The 17383-nt window shown below is 30.6% G+C and carries 17 protein-coding genes; 10 read left to right on the top strand and 7 right to left on the bottom strand.

Features of this window, described 5'->3' with window-relative positions; genetic code table 11:
* Positions 1–39 precede the first annotated feature (39 nt).
* The 9 genes from BG261_RS01780 to trmFO all read left to right on the top strand — a co-directional run bounded on the left by BG261_RS01780 (position 40) and on the right by trmFO (position 10056).
* Positions 40–918 carry an ABC transporter permease gene (locus tag BG261_RS01780; RefSeq protein WP_070791484.1) on the top strand — a complete coding sequence of 293 codons (879 nt, stop codon included), beginning with the start codon at positions 40–42 and terminating at the stop codon, positions 916–918.
* Positions 902–1660, top strand: a complete 759-nt coding sequence (locus tag BG261_RS01775; RefSeq protein WP_070791483.1) for an ABC transporter ATP-binding protein — start codon at positions 902–904, stop codon at positions 1658–1660. Before BG261_RS01780 ends, BG261_RS01775 begins: the two co-directional genes overlap by 17 nt.
* Positions 1661–2062: 402 nt before the next feature.
* Positions 2063–3367 (top strand): ATP-binding cassette domain-containing protein, encoded by a 1305-nt coding sequence (locus BG261_RS01765; protein WP_070791481.1) that lies wholly within the window; start codon positions 2063–2065, stop codon positions 3365–3367.
* Between the two features lie 125 nt (positions 3368–3492).
* Positions 3493–4362 carry a ribosome biogenesis GTPase YlqF gene (gene ylqF, locus BG261_RS01760; protein ID WP_070791480.1) on the top strand — a complete coding sequence of 290 codons (870 nt, stop codon included), beginning with the start codon at positions 3493–3495 and terminating at the stop codon, positions 4360–4362.
* A complete protein-coding gene (gene rnhB, locus BG261_RS01755; protein ID WP_070791479.1) occupies positions 4363–5142 on the top strand; it encodes a ribonuclease HII in 780 nt (259 codons plus the stop codon).
* Positions 5143–5260: 118 nt separating this feature from the next.
* Complete coding sequence (locus BG261_RS01750; protein ID WP_070791478.1) at positions 5261–5488, top strand: CBU_0592 family membrane protein; 228 nt, start codon at positions 5261–5263, stop codon at positions 5486–5488.
* A gap of 67 nt (positions 5489–5555) precedes the next feature.
* Positions 5556–6395 carry a DNA-processing protein DprA gene (gene dprA / locus BG261_RS01745; protein ID WP_070791506.1) on the top strand — a complete coding sequence of 280 codons (840 nt, stop codon included), beginning with the start codon at positions 5556–5558 and terminating at the stop codon, positions 6393–6395.
* A gap of 105 nt (positions 6396–6500) precedes the next feature.
* Positions 6501–8615: a type I DNA topoisomerase gene (gene topA / locus BG261_RS01740; protein WP_070791477.1), complete on the top strand. Its 2115-nt coding sequence runs from the start codon at positions 6501–6503 to the stop codon at positions 8613–8615.
* Positions 8616–8727: 112 nt separating this feature from the next.
* A complete protein-coding gene (gene trmFO, locus BG261_RS01735) occupies positions 8728–10056 on the top strand; it encodes a methylenetetrahydrofolate--tRNA-(uracil(54)-C(5))-methyltransferase (FADH(2)-oxidizing) TrmFO (RefSeq protein ID WP_070791476.1) in 1329 nt (442 codons plus the stop codon).
* 75 nt (positions 10057–10131) lie between these two features.
* Here the strand turns inward: trmFO and xerS are convergent, their stop codons facing one another.
* The gene (xerS, locus tag BG261_RS01730) at positions 10132–11202 is read right to left on the bottom strand and encodes a tyrosine recombinase XerS (RefSeq protein ID WP_070791475.1); all 1071 of its coding nucleotides are present in this window, start codon (positions 11200–11202) and stop codon (positions 10132–10134) included.
* Positions 11203–11712: 510 nt separating this feature from the next.
* Here xerS and BG261_RS01725 point away from each other — a divergent pair.
* Positions 11713–13176, top strand: coding sequence for a catalase (locus BG261_RS01725; protein ID WP_070791474.1), 1464 nt, complete (start codon positions 11713–11715; stop codon positions 13174–13176).
* 210 nt (positions 13177–13386) lie between these two features.
* Here the strand turns inward: BG261_RS01725 and BG261_RS01720 are convergent, their stop codons facing one another.
* From BG261_RS01720 to BG261_RS01690, 6 genes are all read right to left on the bottom strand, one after another.
* Positions 13387–13788, bottom strand: coding sequence for a glycosyltransferase (locus BG261_RS01720; RefSeq protein WP_070791473.1), 402 nt, complete (start codon positions 13786–13788; stop codon positions 13387–13389).
* A gap of 390 nt (positions 13789–14178) precedes the next feature.
* A complete protein-coding gene (locus BG261_RS01715; protein WP_099098626.1) occupies positions 14179–14436 on the bottom strand; it encodes a DUF4176 domain-containing protein in 258 nt (85 codons plus the stop codon).
* 919 nt (positions 14437–15355) lie between these two features.
* The gene (locus BG261_RS01705; protein WP_070788474.1) at positions 15356–15694 is read right to left on the bottom strand and encodes a DUF4176 domain-containing protein; all 339 of its coding nucleotides are present in this window, start codon (positions 15692–15694) and stop codon (positions 15356–15358) included.
* A 2-nt stretch (positions 15695–15696) separates the two neighbouring features.
* Positions 15697–16383, bottom strand: coding sequence for a hypothetical protein (locus BG261_RS11360; RefSeq protein WP_070791471.1), 687 nt, complete (start codon positions 16381–16383; stop codon positions 15697–15699).
* A gap of 34 nt (positions 16384–16417) precedes the next feature.
* Positions 16418–16750: a hypothetical protein gene (locus BG261_RS01695; protein WP_070791470.1), complete on the bottom strand. Its 333-nt coding sequence runs from the start codon at positions 16748–16750 to the stop codon at positions 16418–16420.
* Positions 16741–17373: a hypothetical protein gene (locus BG261_RS01690; protein WP_070791469.1), complete on the bottom strand. Its 633-nt coding sequence runs from the start codon at positions 17371–17373 to the stop codon at positions 16741–16743. Before BG261_RS01690 ends, BG261_RS01695 begins: the two co-directional genes overlap by 10 nt.
* Positions 17374–17383 lie beyond the last annotated feature (10 nt).

Raw genomic sequence — 17383 nt, 5'->3', positions numbered from 1 at the left:
TTTTTCAAAACAATAATTTATATAAAGGAAAATGTTTTTATGATTTTATCTACTATTAATCAGGGTCTTTTATGGGCTATATTAGGTCTAGGTGTATATCTAACCTTCCGTGTGCTTAACTTCCCTGATATGACTACTGAAGGCTCGTTTCCACTTGGTGGAGCAGTAGCTGTAACTTTAATTACTAATGGTTTTAGTCCTATAATTGCAACTATTGCAGCATTTGGTGTTGGTTGTCTTGCTGGGCTAGTTACAGGACTTTTATATACCAAGGGTAAAATTCCTACTTTACTTGCTGGAATTCTTGTCATGACAAGTTGTAATTCGATTATGTTAATGATAATGGGACGAGCAAACATGGGACTTCTTAATAATAAGCGACTACAAGACTATTTTTCTTTTTTACCGAGTGATATTGCTCCAATCGCATTAGGTGTCCTTGCAGTAGCTATTGTAATTGCAGCAATGATGTACTTTCTCAATACAAACTTGGGACAAGCATTTGTTGCTACTGGTGATAATGATGATATGGCTCGCTCATTTGGGATTAATACTGATAATATGGAACTTCTAGGACTTGTAATTTCAAATGGAATTATTGGCCTTGCTGGTGGACTTATTAGTCAGAGTGACGGTTATGCTGATGTTAATAAAGGTGTAGGAGTAATAGTAATTGGTTTGGCAAGTATTATCATAGGGGAAGTATTCTTTGCAAATGTGACTTTCCTAGAGCGTTTAATCGCAATTGTTATTGGTAGTATTTTTTATCAAGGATTAATAATGCTAATAATTCGTCTTGGATTTAATACTAACTATTTAAAACTTTTCAGTGCAATTATTTTAGCAATTTGCTTGATGATTCCGACACTAAAAGAAAAGTTCTTTAAGGGGGTAAAATTAAATGCAAGCAATCGTTGAATTAAAAGATGCAGTTAAAATCGTTGATAATGGTAGTGATGAACAAAAAGTTATTCTAAATAATGTAAGTCTTGATATATTTGAAGGTGATTTTGTTACAGTTCTTGGGGGAAATGGAGCTGGAAAATCAACATTGTTTAATGCAATTGCTGGTAATCTAGTTCTAACAAGTGGACAAGTCTTCATAATGGGTGAAAATGTTACAAAGAAAACTCCAGAAGAACGTGCTAAATATATTTCTCGCGTGTTTCAAGATCCAAAAATGGGAACAGCGCCTAGAATGACAGTGGCTGAAAATTTAGCAGTTTCTAGACTTCGTGGGGAGAAACGTGGCTTGCAACTCAGAAATCTATCTAAATATAAAGATGAATTTTTAAAATTGACTTCAAGAATTGGTAATGGTCTTGAAAATCATCTTGATACACCAACTGGAAATCTCTCAGGTGGTCAAAGACAAGCATTAAGCCTATTAATGGCAACTAGTAAACGTCCTAATTTATTACTTTTAGACGAGCATACAGCAGCTTTAGATCCAAAAACTAGTAATTCTTTAATGGAATTAACAGATGAAATAATTAAAAATGATAAATTAACATCCTTAATGATTACACATCATATGGATGATGCTCTAAAATATGGAAACAGACTTCTAGTAATGAAGGATGGTCAAATAATACAAGATTTAGATAGTAATCAAAAATCGAAATTGAGTATTCAAGATTTCTATGAGATATTCGAGTAATTTTTAACATAAATATAATTATGTTAAAAATTTAAAACAAATCATACCTAAGTTTATACTTTACATAAAAAAAGTTATGTAAAGTATAGATAAAGTGGGGACTTATGTTAAGATACTTCAAAAAAATTAAAAAAACTACAATAGAAAGCTTTATCGTTTATGCTATTTATTCTTTAACCCTTTCTCTATTTCCATTAGTTTCTCAAAAATTTTTGGATAACTATAATAAAGGTTTTTCATATCTAATAAATTTATTTTTTATTTTTCTAATAATTGTATTGCTAAATCTTATTTCCGAGTATTTCAATAGGGTGTGGGAATGGAAATTAGCAAAAGAAATACAGTTAATTATTGAAGGTAAACTTTTTGACTCCTTTATCTCGCAAGATAAAAAAAACTTTAATGATCAAAAATCTATTGATTATGTCTCTATTATTAATAATAATGTATATTAATAATAATGTATCAGTTGTTTATGATGACTATTTTTCTGCCATAATTGATTTAATAAAAAATATTTCTAAATTGTTGATTTTTTGTATAAGTATGGCCTATGTATTAAATTTACAAGTGATGTTTGTCATTTTGCTGTTTTCTATGCTTACTTCGATATTACCAAATCTAACTCAATCTCGTCTATCAACCCTTAGAAAACAGGATCTCAAAACTCAAAAAACATATAATAAAACTTTATTAGATTTATTTGAGGGCCATAAATATGTTACACCACGCACATTCAGTGTATTTCAAAGGCAGCATTTACAAATATTAAATTTACGAGAAAATGAACACTATAAATTTGGTAAATTCAGAGTATTAAGTGACATGATTTTTAGCATTGGTACTAACAGCATGTATTTAATTATCTTCCTCCTAACTGGTTACTTATTAATTAATGGTAATATGAGTCTTGGTGCTGTTAGTGCATCCCTTTTATATACAAATGATTTGACTGGTTCTATCAGTGATGTATTATCGTGTATCAATGTCTTAAATTCATCTAAGCAAGTTGTTAGTGAGATAGATGAATACCTTAATAAACCTATTTTATCTGATGATTTAAGTCTACCTGGTGATGTCGATTCTTTTAAAATTGAAAAATTAAAGTTTAATAGAAATGACCTAGAGTTATTACTTGATAGTTTCAAAATTTCTAATAAAGAAGCAGTAGCAATTATTGGCAGTAGTGGATCTGGAAAGTCAACTTTTATTGAAATTATTTCTGGAAATTTAAATATAGAAAATGGTGATTTTTTCAATTCTAGTAAATTACTAAATAGTGAAGATTTAAAAAAATTAACATTTACTTTGCACCAAAGAGAGCATTTATTTGATACTGATTTTATTAATAACGCGACTATCTTTAATCAATTTCCCATGTCTCAAATATCTCTTAATTTAATGGAATTATTACCTAGAGAGATGACAAACAGACTATTAAATTATCAAAAGGTTGATGATCTAAGCGGTGGTGAAAAGCAAGTCGTCAGCATAATAAGGCTATTAAATATGGACTATCCAATATTACTGATGGACGAACCCTTTGCTAGTATCGATAAAAACACTAAAGAAATTATACTTGATTATATATTATCAACTAATAACAAAATCATTTTTGAAGTTACTCATGATCAAAGAACAGAAACTTTAAGTAAATATGACAAGATATTAAAAATTGAAAATGGGAATATACAAAATATAAAATAAGTCACAGAATTGTGGCTTTTTATAATTCAGAAGACAAGCACGTTGCCATAAATTTTGGTATAATTGTAAAGCTTAGTATATTTGAATACAGTAATTAATTAAAATATTTATAGGAGGACAATAATATGGCAACAATTCAATGGTTCCCGGGTCATATGTCTAAGGCTAGACGTCAGGTACAAGAAAATTTAAAATATGTTGATATTGTTTTTGAACTTGTTGATGCAAGGTTACCCATTTCATCAAGAAATCCAATGTTGGGTAAGATTATTGGCGACAAACCACGTTTAATGATATTAAATAAGAAAGATTTAGCTGATGAAAAGCTTTCAATTGAATGGCAAAATTATTTCCGTCAGGAAGGACTAAATAGCCTTTTGATCGATTCTAAAGAACAAGCCACAGTTAAAAAAGTTACCGCAGCAGCCAAAAACGTTCTAGCTGATAAAATTGCTCGCGATAAAGAACGCGGTATTCAGGAAAGAGCTATTCGAGTTATGGTTATCGGAATTCCAAACGTTGGAAAATCTACTCTTTTAAACCGTTTGGCAGGGAAAAAGGCAGCGCAAGTTGGAAACCGACCAGGTGTAACAAAGGGACAACAATGGATCAGATCAAATAAGGATCTTGAAATCTTAGATACGCCAGGTATTCTTTGGCCAAAATTTGAAGATCAATTAGTTGGTCTTAAGCTTGCACTTACTGGTGCGATAAAAGATGATTTGATTCCAAAAGATGAAATTACGATTTATGGTTTGGAATATTTCATGACCAATTATCCTAATGAAGTTGTTAAGCGATATAAATTGATGGATGCTGATATGGAACTTAGTGCTGTTGACTTAATCATCTACCTAACTAAAAAGCTTGGCTTTAAGGATGATTATGATCGTTTCTATGATCTCTTCATTAAGGATGTAAGGGATGGGAAACTTGGAAAGTTCACTTTGGACCGCGTTATTGATTTTGAAAGTGAAGATGAAGAAGTAAAGTAAATGACTAAGAAGAAAACAATTAAGGAAATTAGTCAAGAATTAGCTTTAATTGAAACACTAGATGATTTATCATTTGATCAATATGACTTAGATGAACGTTCTGGTGTAAAAAAAGCTGTTTTAAAGCGTAAAAAAGAGATTCAAGCAGTGATTGATGAAGATGCGCGACTTGAAAAGATGTTGGAATTTGAAAAAGATCTTTTTAATCAAGGAATTAAATTGGTTGCAGGTATTGATGAGGTTGGACGTGGTCCACTCGCAGGACCAGTAGTAGCTGCAGCAGTTGTATTGCCTAGTGGTATAAAGATTGCAGGTCTTAATGATAGTAAGCAAATACCTAAATCAAAGCATGAGCAAGTCTATCAAAATGTTAAAGATGTGGCTCTAGCTATCGGAGTTGGAGTAGTAGACAACAATATGATAGACAAGGTAAACATCTACGAAGCAACAAAGATTGCCATGCTAGAAGCAATTAAAAACTTAAACATAATACCTGAACATCTATTAATCGATGCTATGAAACTTGACATACCTATTAAACAGACAAGCATTATCAAAGGTGATGCCCGTTCAATGTCGATAGCAGCAGCAAGTATTATTGCAAAAGTTACACGCGACAAAATGATGAAGGAATTCGACTTAGAGTATCCTGGGTATGATTTTGTACACAATGCCGGATATGGTACAAAAAATCATTTAAATGGTCTTGATAGCATTGGTATTACTCCAATTCATCGAAAATCTTTTGAACCAATCAAAAGTATGATAGAAAATAATTGAGCTTTTAGCTTGCCATAGATGGCTAGTGTGCTAAAATACTAATTAGGTTAAACCTCCTGACGAGAAACACCGTACCAGGTTACGCACGACGGTGAAAATTAAAAAGAGGTTTTTTATTATGTTTATTCAAATTTTTGGTTCTATGTTAGTACTTGTAAGTTTTCTTTTAGTTCAAGCTAAAAAACTTACACCTGATTCTCAGATTTATCTTTTATTGAACTCTATTGGTTCAGGACTTCTTGCTTTTGATGCATTAAGAGATTCACAATGGGGGTTCCTTCTTTTAGAAGGATGTTGGGCTATCGTATCAATAGTAGGTCTTGTACGAAGTTTAAGAAGATCATAGTATGGAAATTAATGAATCTCTGACTAAATCAGGGATTTTTTTCGTATATAAAATAAAAGGGGAAAATATGCGAATTTCCAATGGTTTTGATATATATAAATTAAAAAGAGCAGGCATGACAAATTTATCTATTTTAAGGGTTCTTGAAAATAATGAAAATCAGTCATTAAGTCAAATTGCTCAATTAGCAGGTATAAAGAACCAAGAGATTTTTATTGAGAAATATAAATCTTTAGATATAAAGAATGAAAAGAAAATTTATAGGCAGTTTTCTTCTATTTCAATACTTGATTCTGAATACCCTACGCGCTTAAAAGAAATATATAATCCACCTGCACTTTTATTTTACTCTGGAAATATTGATTTACTTCAAAAACCTATTTTATCATTTGTAGGAAGTAGGAATGCTAGTAAGATTGGTATTAAAACAGTACATAAATTAATTACTGAATTAGGGAACAAATTTGTCATTGCTTCTGGTCTTGCGACTGGTATAGATACAGCGAGTCATATTTCTACAATGAAAAATAAAGGAAAAACAATCGCAGTAATTGGAACAGGACTCGATAGATATTATCCAAAAGAAAATAGAGAAATTCAAAGTTTTATAGGTAGAAATCATCTTCTTTTAACTGAATATTTGCCTGGAGAAAGTCCGAAACGATTTCACTTTCCAGAAAGAAATAGAATATTAGCGGGTATTGCCCTAGGTGTTGTGGTTATAGAAGCAAGAATTAAGAGTGGTAGTTTGATTACATGTGAAAGAGCTTTAGATGAAGGAAGAGATGTTTTTGCAGTTCCAGGTAATATAATAGAAGGAAATTCTTCGGGTTGTAACTTTTTGATTCAAGACGGTGCAAAGCTTATAAATAGTGGTTTAGACATCATACTTGAGTATGATTTTTAATCAAGTTTTCCTATAAGAAAACAATTATTGTTGACAAGCACTAAAAAAGCTATTATTATTAGTTGAGTTTTTAGAAAATATATTTTTACTAAAGAAAGAAGCGTAATGGTTACAAAAACAACTGATAATACAAAAAAGAAAACAACTAGAAAAAGAAGTAAAGTTAAAAAAAATCTTGTAATCGTGGAATCACCTGCCAAGGCTAAGACAATTGAAAAATATCTTGGTAGAAACTATAAAGTAGTGGCTAGTGTCGGACATATTAGGGATTTGAAAAAATCATCAATGTCTGTAGATATCGAGAATGACTATACTCCTGAATATATTAATATTCGTGGAAAAGGCCCTCTAATTAAAGATCTTAAAAAAGAAGCAAAAAACGCTAAAAAAGTTTATCTCGCAAGTGACCCGGATAGAGAGGGAGAAGCTATAGCTTGGCATTTAGCACATATTCTTGATTTAGATCTTAATGATGAAAATCGAGTAGTCTTTAATGAGATTACTAAGGATGCTGTCAAAGATGCCTTTAATCAACCACGAAAAATAAATATCGATTTAGTAGATGCACAGCAAGCTCGTAGAATTTTAGATAGACTTGTTGGTTACTCAATCAGTCCTATCCTTTGGAAAAAGGTTAAAAAGGGATTATCTGCTGGACGTGTGCAATCAATAGCATTAAAATTGATTATTGATCGCGAAAATGAAATTAATGCCTTTGTACCTGAAGAATATTGGACGATTGATGGTAACTTCAAAAAAGGTGCCAAAAAATTCCAAGCTGCTTTCTATGGTATAGATGGTAAAAAGAAAAAGTTAGACAACAATGAAGATGTTATGGAAGTTATGGCACGCATAAAAGATAAAGACTTCAATGTTGATAAAGTAGAGAAAAAAGAGCGTAGAAGAAATGCTCCTCTCCCATATACAACTAGTAGTCTGCAACAAGATGCAGCTAATAAAATAAATTTCCGTACACGTAAGACAATGATGGTTGCTCAACAACTTTATGAAGGTATTACATTAGGTACACAAGGTCAACAAGGTTTAATTACCTATATGCGTACTGACTCAACTCGTATAAGTCCAGTCGCTCAGGCTGCTGCTGATAATTATATCACTGATACTTTTGGTAAAGAGTATAGCAAGCATGGAAGCAAAGTAAAAAATGCATCTGGTGCTCAGGATGCCCATGAGGCAATACGACCATCAAATGTCTTTAATACACCGGAATCAATTGCTAAATATCTTAATAAAGATCAATTGAAGCTTTATACTTTGATTTGGAATCGATTTGTTGCTAGCCAAATGTCAGCAGCAATATTTGATACAGTTAAAGTTAATCTATCCCAAAATGGTGTAATGTTCATCGCCAATGGTAGCCAAGTTAAATTCAATGGTTACATGGCAGTATATAACGATTCAGATAAAAACAAGATGCTACCTGAAATGGCTGAAGGTGATATTGTTGTTAAAGATACATTGAAACCTGAACAACATTTTACACAACCACCTGCAAGGTATAGTGAAGCAACACTTATTAAAACATTGGAAGAAAATGGAATTGGACGTCCATCAACGTATGCACCAACACTTGAAACAATCCAAAGACGTTACTACGTTAAATTAAATGCTAAACGTTTTGAACCAACTGAATTAGGTGAAATAGTTAATACATTAATTGTTGAATTCTTCCCTAATATTGTAAATACAAAATTTACGGCTGAAATGGAAAATCAATTAGACCAAGTGGAAGCTGGAAAACGTGAATGGGTTCATGTAGTTGATCAATTTTATAAACCATTCTCACTTGAGCTTGATAATGCTGAAGAAAAAATGGAAAAAATCCAAATTAAAGATGAACCTGCTGGTTTTGACTGTGATGTCTGTGGTCATCCAATGGTTATTAAACTTGGTAAATTTGGTAAATTTTATGCATGTAGTAATTTCCCAGATTGTCATAATACAAAAGCAATTGTAAAAGAAATCGGAGTTACGTGTCCTATATGTAAAGAAGGACAAGTAATTGAGAGAAAAACAAAGAAAAATCGTATTTTCTATGGGTGTGATCGTTATCCAGAATGTGAATTCACTAGCTGGGATAAACCAGTAGGACGTGACTGTCCTAAATGTGGTAAATATCTAGTAGAGAAAAAAGTTCGTGGTGGAGGCAAACAAGTAGTTTGTAGTGAAGGCGATTACCAAGAAAATGTGGTAAAATAGACTTTAGTTAAAAACATGATTATTCATGTTTTTTCTATGAAAAATATATAGAAAAGGAATTAAATTTATATTTACATACATTAAATTATGTAAATATTTATATAAATGACAAATGAAAGAATACATTAACGTTATTGGTGCAGGACTTGCTGGATCAGAAGCAGCATATCAAATCGCTAAAAGAGGAATACCTGTAAAATTATATGAAATGCGTGGTGTAAAACCAACACCTCAACATAAAACGGATAATTTTGCCGAATTAGTATGTTCAAATTCCCTTCGTGGTGATGCTATTACAAACGCTGTCGGTTTACTTAAAGAAGAAATGCGTCAAATGGATAGTATTATTATTAATTCAGCTGAAGAAACTCGTGTACCTGCTGGTGGAGCTCTCGCAGTTGACCGTGAAGGCTTCTCTCAATTAGTAACTGATAAAATTTATAATAATCCACTTATTGAAGTAATAAGAGAAGAAATTACTGAAATACCTGATGATGTAATAACTATTATTGCAACTGGTCCTTTAACTAGTGATACTTTAGCTAATAAAATTCATGAGCTTAATGATGGTGATGGGTTCTACTTTTATGATGCTGCTGCACCAATTGTAGATATATCTACAGTTGATATGGATAAAGTTTATCTAAAGAGTCGTTATGATAAGGGTGAAGCAGCATACCTTAATTGTCCAATGACAAAAGAAGAATTCACCAATTTCCAGCAAGCTTTAATAGATGCTGAAGTTGCTAAACTTAGTGAATTTGAAAAAGAAAAATATTTTGAAGCATGTATGCCTATTGAAGTTATGGCAGCACGTGGTTATAAAACAATGCTTTATGGCCCTATGAAACCTGTTGGTCTAGAATATCCTGATGATTATACTGGTCCACGTGATGGTGAATTTAAAACACCATATGCAGTCGTTCAACTTAGACAGGATGACGCAGCAGCAAGCTTATACAATATTGTTGGTTTCCAAACTCATCTTAAGTGGGGTGAGCAAAAACGCGTATTCCAAATGATTCCAGGGCTTGAAAATGCTGAATTTGTTAGATATGGTGTAATGCACAGAAACTCATACATGGACTCTCCAAATCTTCTTACTCAAACATATCGTTCAAAGAAAAAAGATAATTTATTCTTTGCTGGACAAATGACAGGTGTTGAAGGTTATGTTGAGTCAGCAGCAAGTGGATTAGTAGCTGGTATTAATGCAGTAAAACTATTCAATTCAGAAGAAGAAGTAGTATTCCCAAGAACTACTGCTCTAGGAGCACTTCCGTACTACATTACTCATGCTAACTCTAAAAACTTCCAACCAATGAATGTTAACTTTGGTATTATAGAAGAATGGCCAGAAAGAATTCGTGATAAAAAAGAACGATATACAAATGTTGCTAATAGAGCATTAGAAGACTTAAAAGAATATACAAATATTTAAAATAAAAAAAATAGAATCTCGAATTGAGGTTCTATTTCTATATATATCGTATTTACATAAATATATTTATGTAAATCATAATTTATCTAAGGCATTTTTTTGCTCTTCATCGACAATATGGGTATATAAGTCAGTAACTTGAGTACTAGAATGTCCGAGTTGATGACTTACTAATACTTGAGAGTTAGTTTCAGCATACAATCTTGTAGCAAGTGTATGTCTTAGTTTATGGGGGGTAACACGTACTTTAAATGCTTCTGAATATTTAGCAACCATTTTTTCAATAGAAGAAGCATCCATACGATTTGCTACACCTTTATAAAGTGTAAGGAAGAAGGCAACATCTTTTTTCTCAGCCTTATATCTCTTATCTCTGATAGTTAAATATTCCTCAATATAAGGTCGAGCGAAGCTTGCAATATTTACTGAATCTCGTTTGCCACCTTTCCGAGTAACTTCAACAATCATCGTTTTAAGGTTTAAATCACGCAAATCTATATTTACAACCTCAGATAAACGGATACCACTAGCAAGGATAAGGGCAATTATTGCAATATCACGTTCCATATTTTTCTTGAAAGATGCAAGTGCCCTTGGACTTAATAATTCTTCATAATCATTATTGATAAAATCAATGAAGTCTTGACTTTCATCACCTAAAAATAACTTACTTTTTATATTTTCAGCTCGTGCAGCAAGTGTTTCTCTTTTCTTCTTAGTAGCTACTTTCTTCATAACATTTCGGTAGAAGTAGGGCTCACCATCAGCATTCTCAACCTCTTCTGTGAGATATTTATATAAAGAAGATAAGGCTGATAGCGTACGGTTAATGGTCGTCTGAGAAACACCATTTTGCTTAGAATATGTATTTAGACGAGGACGTTCACGTAAATAGTTAATATAGGCTTCTAAATCTTTTTTTGCCAAATGTTCCAAGTCATTAAGCGAAATTTCCGAAATTTTATCAGCATTTGAAATTCCAGCGTCAATTAACCAGTTAAAAAATCGATTATATTCTTTAAGATATTCATATAAAGTTGTCAAAGAATACGGTACAGTAAGTTTTGATTGATAATATTCCAGGACGAAAGGAGGCATTTCCTTTTTTAATTGTTCAATATTTTCTATAAGACGTTCACGTTTCATGTTTTTTTCCTTTGTAATTAGAGAGTTATCTATGATAGTAGTCTATCACACACCTAGACTTTTTTCAAGAAAATTATAGTTTTTCGGAAAGATGTTATAGGAGAAAATGATAGTCCTTTTAAATACCCTCATTTAACTAATCCAGGACTTTTTTCCACTTTCTAATAATTATAGAAAAAAATTTTTCTTACAACCACTGACCATCAAATTTCATCTGCAACTTCTTGTCCTTTCTATTAAAATTTTAATAACCAGAAAGCATTCAAATCTTTTTCTGATTATGTTGATTAACTTAATTCAAAATACGTCTTAATCTTTCTTGCTCAATTTTACATAAATTTAACTAACTTTATCATATTCAGTTTTCTTAATCTTAATCAACTATCATTTATCCTATTTTATCCATTTTCACTACAAATATTGTACTTTTATATTCTGAGTACTTTTTATTGACTATTATTTATATTAGAACTACTATTAAGTCATAAATAAAGAAATGGAGAAAAATAGATGGCTACATATGATGAAAATAACTTTCTAACAAGTGCTGAGGGTGCTCCGATTGGTGATAATCAACATTCATTAACAGCAGGTGAAAATGGTCCAGTATTACTGCAAGACTATCATCTATTGGAAAAACTAGCTCATTTTTCTCGCGAAAGAATCCCTGAAAGGGTTGTACATGCTAAAGGTGCAGGTGCATTTGGTACATTTACCCTAACTCATGATATGTCGGAATATACTAAGGCAGATATTTTTAATCGTCAAGGTAAAGAAACTGAGATGTTTGCTCGCTTCTCAACTGTTGCTGGGGAATCAGGTTCATCAGATACAGCTCGTGATCCACGAGGATTTGCCTTGAAATTTTATACTAATGAAGGTAATTACGATATTGTTGGTTTAAGCTTCCCAGTATTCTTTATCAGAGATGCTAAAAAATTCCCAGACTTCATTCACACGCAAAAACGAAATCCTCAAACGCACCTTCATTCAGACAGAGCAAAATGGGATTTTTGGTCACTATCACCCGAATCTCTTCATATGATTACTATGCTTTTTGGAGACCGTGGAATACCTGCAACATACCGCAATATGAACGGTTTTGGGACACATACCTTCATGTGGGTTAACGCTGACGGTAAACGTTCATGGATAAAGTATCACTTTAAACCTAAAGATGGCGTTAAAAGCTTGATGTCAGACCTTGCTCAAAAATTAGATGGTGAAAATCCTGATTCAGCAACACAAGATTTGTTTAATTCAATCGAATCTGGTAATTATCCTGAATGGACAATGTATGTTCAAATAATTCCTTTCGAGGAAGGTTGGAACTATAAACAAAATATCTTTGATGTAACCCGTACAGTTTCGCATAAAGATTATCCTCTTATTGAGGTTGGTAAGTTCACTTTGAATCAAAATCCGAGAAATTATTTTGCTGATGTTGAGGAAGCAACTTTTTCTCCAGCAAATCTAGTACCAGGAATTGAAGCTTCGCCTGATAAAATGCTTCAAGGACGATTATTCTCATATGCTGATGCACATAGATACCGTGTAGGAGCAAACTCAGCTCATATTCCAGTCAATGCACCTAAAACACCAGTTCATAACTATCAAGTAGATGGTGTGATGGGTGTTAACGAGCATCAAAGTCAGATAAATTATGAACCAAATAGTTTTGATGGTCAAAAAGAAAAGCCCGCAGCAAAGGAAAGAGGATACGAAGTTGAAGGAGAAATTGGTCATTATGTTACTTATGATGATGACTTCTACTCTCAACCACGCGCTTTGTATAATTTGATTTCAGATGATGAAAGAGAACGATTGATTAAAAACATTGCTGACAGCCTTGGAAATGTTAAAGAAGATGAAATAAAACGTAGACAAGTAATAAATTTCTATAAAGTTGACCCAGATTACGGACAACGAGTCGCTAAAGCTATAGGTTTAGAAATTGATTTTGATAAGATTTAATAATTAGATAAATAAAAAGACAGATATCTTTCTGTCTTTTTATTTGGTCTATAAAGATTTATCTTTTTCTATAGTAATATCGAAGATTGGATAAACACAATCTTCGATATTCATTATTGAAAAAATTATTTTCCAAAAACCATTAAGATACTCAGATAAAAATGATACAACTATAAATAATGCTCCTAAAACACATGTAAATTTCATTTTTTATTTAATATATCTATCTGCATAATCCTTATAACTTGGATAATCGTTCTTATTCATGGCAAAGATTAATGTGCCATATAAATAATCATCACTCGATTCAGGTTTCATCATATAAGCGATATTTTTATCTTTCTCTGGAAAGACAATTACATATTGGATATCATCAACCATTATTCCTTTATATTTTAACCCATTCTTATTTCCAACTGCATTTTGTTTATACTCAAGCTTATTACCATCAACAGTTATATCTTTATCACTTATTTGAATTGTAACATTCTTTCCATCATTATTCTGTGCTTTCCAATTTCCTTGGATATCTTTTGATCCTTTACATCCTGTTAGGATAATCACAAAAATAATCAATAATAAACATGAGGTGCTTTTTTTTATAATTTTCATATGTTTCTCACTTTCTTTAATTGAACTTATTTGCGCTTTTTTCTTGTAATATCTTCCTATTTGACTTATATAGCTTTAAAGATTAATTTTATACACATCATTTATTTCACAACTGTTCATATCCCTCTTCATCAAGAGGTAAAAGAAGACTTATGAAATAATTATTAATATTTTATCTTAAAGCTGTCTACTATTCAAGTTAAAATACAAAATTATGTAGTAACTCTGTTTAACCTATATAAAATCTTTCCTGATTTATTTAGATTTGATTCCATACCTGTTACTAGAGATTGTGAGTCTGTTGCCACATATAATAATCCCATAACTATTTATCCTCAATTAATTGTGATTGAATTTGACATATATTCCATTTGATAATATGAGAATTTTCTATTCTCCAATTTTCGTATATTTTACGAAATTCCTCTCCTCTTCATCAAAGTACCCTTCAAATATCACTTCATCGATATTTTCTTCATTAGAACAAAGAATATTCTTGGGATTAAGACCAAAAGGATATACTGTCCCACTGTAATCAAACAAAATCGGATTTTTTTCGAATTTAATTTCAGTTACAACTCCTCTGTTAAGAATCATAATTTTCTTAGTACCTTCTTTTAAAGTTACAATACTACCAATTGATATCATATTTTTTCCTCATTTTTTTCTATGTATATCTTTGAATCGTTGAGTTTGTATAAAGCTTGTAAAAAAAATCTATATAAATTACTAATTACTGAACAAATAATGATTTCTAATATCAATAAAGAAGCAACATCATTCATATCATTTGATGAATAAACAACTAAACTCATACTAGAAGCAATTAGTAGATTTACTCCATCATATTTTAGCTTTTTAAAAATAATTTGATTTTGTACAGTATTTAAAGATTCGAACACAAAATTATAAGTATTAAAGTCTAAATCGAATTGATTTTTTTTAACAAACATGAACAAATATATGAATTTATAAAAATAAATACTTTTATAGCTAACAAACTAATAAAAAATATACTAATTTTATAAAAAATATTCTGGTGATCTAGAAATAAATTAATATATTTTGCCATTTGTCTTGAAAAGATTAATGCAAACGGCATGATAGTGTAAATTGAAATATCTCTATAAGTTTTGTTTGTTTGTTTTATTTCTTTAAATTGTTTTTTATCAAGTTTAGCTACATAAAAAAGCGATTTCTTTTTTAAAATATTTTATAAGTTTTGTTTAGTGTATATTTTGTCAGTATCAATTAACCAATCTTAATTCTGATTATCCGTAAAAATTTTGTATCTACCCCATTTTGACTATCTTATATCCATTGCATACCTTACTTTCCAACATTAATTTTTTTATAACTCTTTTTGCTACAATACCTTTAATAAAATAGAAATTATATTTACTAAATACGGTGTTTTATAATTTCCGATAGCATGATTATGCCTTATTGAATATTCATAAACTTCTTCAAAATAGATAATTTGATTATCTAAAGTTAGCAGAAATATTTGTCCCAATCATCTGTTCGTTTTTAGTGTTAACATGAAAAATGAATTTCTTGAATGGTATTACCACTCAAATCCCCATCCTTTTTTTCGAGGAATAGAATTGTTAAATTCTTCAACATTTCCTTTTTCAATTTTTTTGTTTTTATTATTTTTCCAATTTGTAAATAATTCAATAAGGCGTTTCCCGTCGTCATCTAGGTAGCCATCAAAAATAACCTCATCAATGTCTTCATTATTAAAATAGTACACTTGCTCTGGATTAACTCCTTCTGGATATATACAACCTGTATAATCAAAATAGTATTCTTTACCATCTTTTTCTACAACTGGTCCAACATTTATAATCATGATTTTTTGATTTCCGTCTGCTAAGTAAACAATACTTCCGATTGATTTCATTTTTATTTCTCCTTTTTTTCTATGTGATATTTAGTATTATTTATATCTACAAAATTTAAAAATCTTGAAAAAGGTATAGGGAAAACTGGAATTATTCCAAAAAATAATAACTGACTATAGCTGGAACTTCCTATGCCTATAAACAATAATAATATTAAAAAAATTATCATTACTATATATAACAACAAACGTTTAAATTTAGATAATTTTTTAGGTATATTTGTAGATGGAACAAGTAAATATTCTTTCTTCCCTTCCAAATCTATGTATGTTTTTTTTAAGTATAAGTAGACAATTATAAATAATGAGCCAATACCCATTAACAATATTATTGTTTTCCAACTTTCTACTATTCTTGGATCATATGTTAACATGGCTAAATTCAACTTAGCGGGAAAAACAACTATATTTACAAGATATGTGACTGCTATAAGATAGATTAATTTTTCATTTCCAGATTTTTCATACCACTTTAATGGTTTTGCATTGTATTCCTTCTCATGACCTGTAACATCATAAATTGTCGTATAATCTTGTAACTCTTGAAACATTCCAGGGATGTATTGTCTTAAATCCTTAGGATTAGAATAATCAGCTATATAGTATCTTCCGTGCAATTCAAATAGATAATATCGAGTATTTATTCGTTTCACACTTTGAATTACAAATTTATCTACTTCACTTTCCACTACTTATGATTTCCTTTCAAATATAAATTTCCATTTATTTATTATTTAATTTATTTTTTATACTTCTAATTACCCATAACACAAACATAATCAACCATGATATCAAAATAACTAATGTAATCAAAATAATTAATAAATTGAGTTGGTTACTAACATTATCAATGTAATCACTAAGTATTATGAAGATAATCACTGATAATAATAAATAAATTATTTTTATCCAATGTATCTTTCTAAATTTTTTATCTTCTGGACTGATATATTTCTTATAGTCAAGATCATAATCTTCCCAATATTTTTTATCTTGAAAACGAAGGTAAGCTATATATAAGGCCTCAATTGTAAGTCTAGAAAAAACTACTGCCAATAATATGCTAATGAACCAATAGCTATACTTGCCAATGAAATTCCACCAATTATAGAAAGAGATTTAGGAGAGTACACAATCGATTTTGTAGAGTAATTCTTTAATACCCTATTTTCAGAAAAGCCTTCTTTCAATTGATTTTTTAACCAAAAATAATTGTATACTAACGATATAACATATATTAGTAATATGCATATTAGATAGATTTTAGAAATCATATCACCAAAATTTAAACCATTTATATAATCATCACTATCTCTTAAAATTATATAAATAGTTGTTTGTATAGAGATTGGAAGAAGTAGCGTGAAAATTACAAACATGAATGAGGAGAACATTTGGTATTTATATAATATCCGAGGGATATAAGAAAGTATAACGCATATGGTCATAAATACAAAATTTATTATTATAATATACATCCAAATGCTCGTCCATGGTCTTATATTTGAATCTATTAATGTCCACCATATCATTAGACAATCCATGCCAGCAAAAAACATGCCAGCCCAAGCTACTCGAAGCATCCCTAACGAACCACGAGTACTAGCAAAAGACATCAAATACTCATTGTTTAATTGCTGGGCGGTTTTTTTAATGTTACTATTCTTTTTCTTACCCATTATTAACTCC

This window comes from Floricoccus tropicus (assembly GCF_001832905.1).
In the GTDB taxonomy this organism is placed as follows: Bacteria; Bacillota; Bacilli; order Lactobacillales; family Streptococcaceae; genus Floricoccus; species Floricoccus tropicus.
The sequence above is the reverse complement of the archived record's forward strand: the minus strand, read 5'-3'. Positions and strand labels throughout refer to the sequence as shown.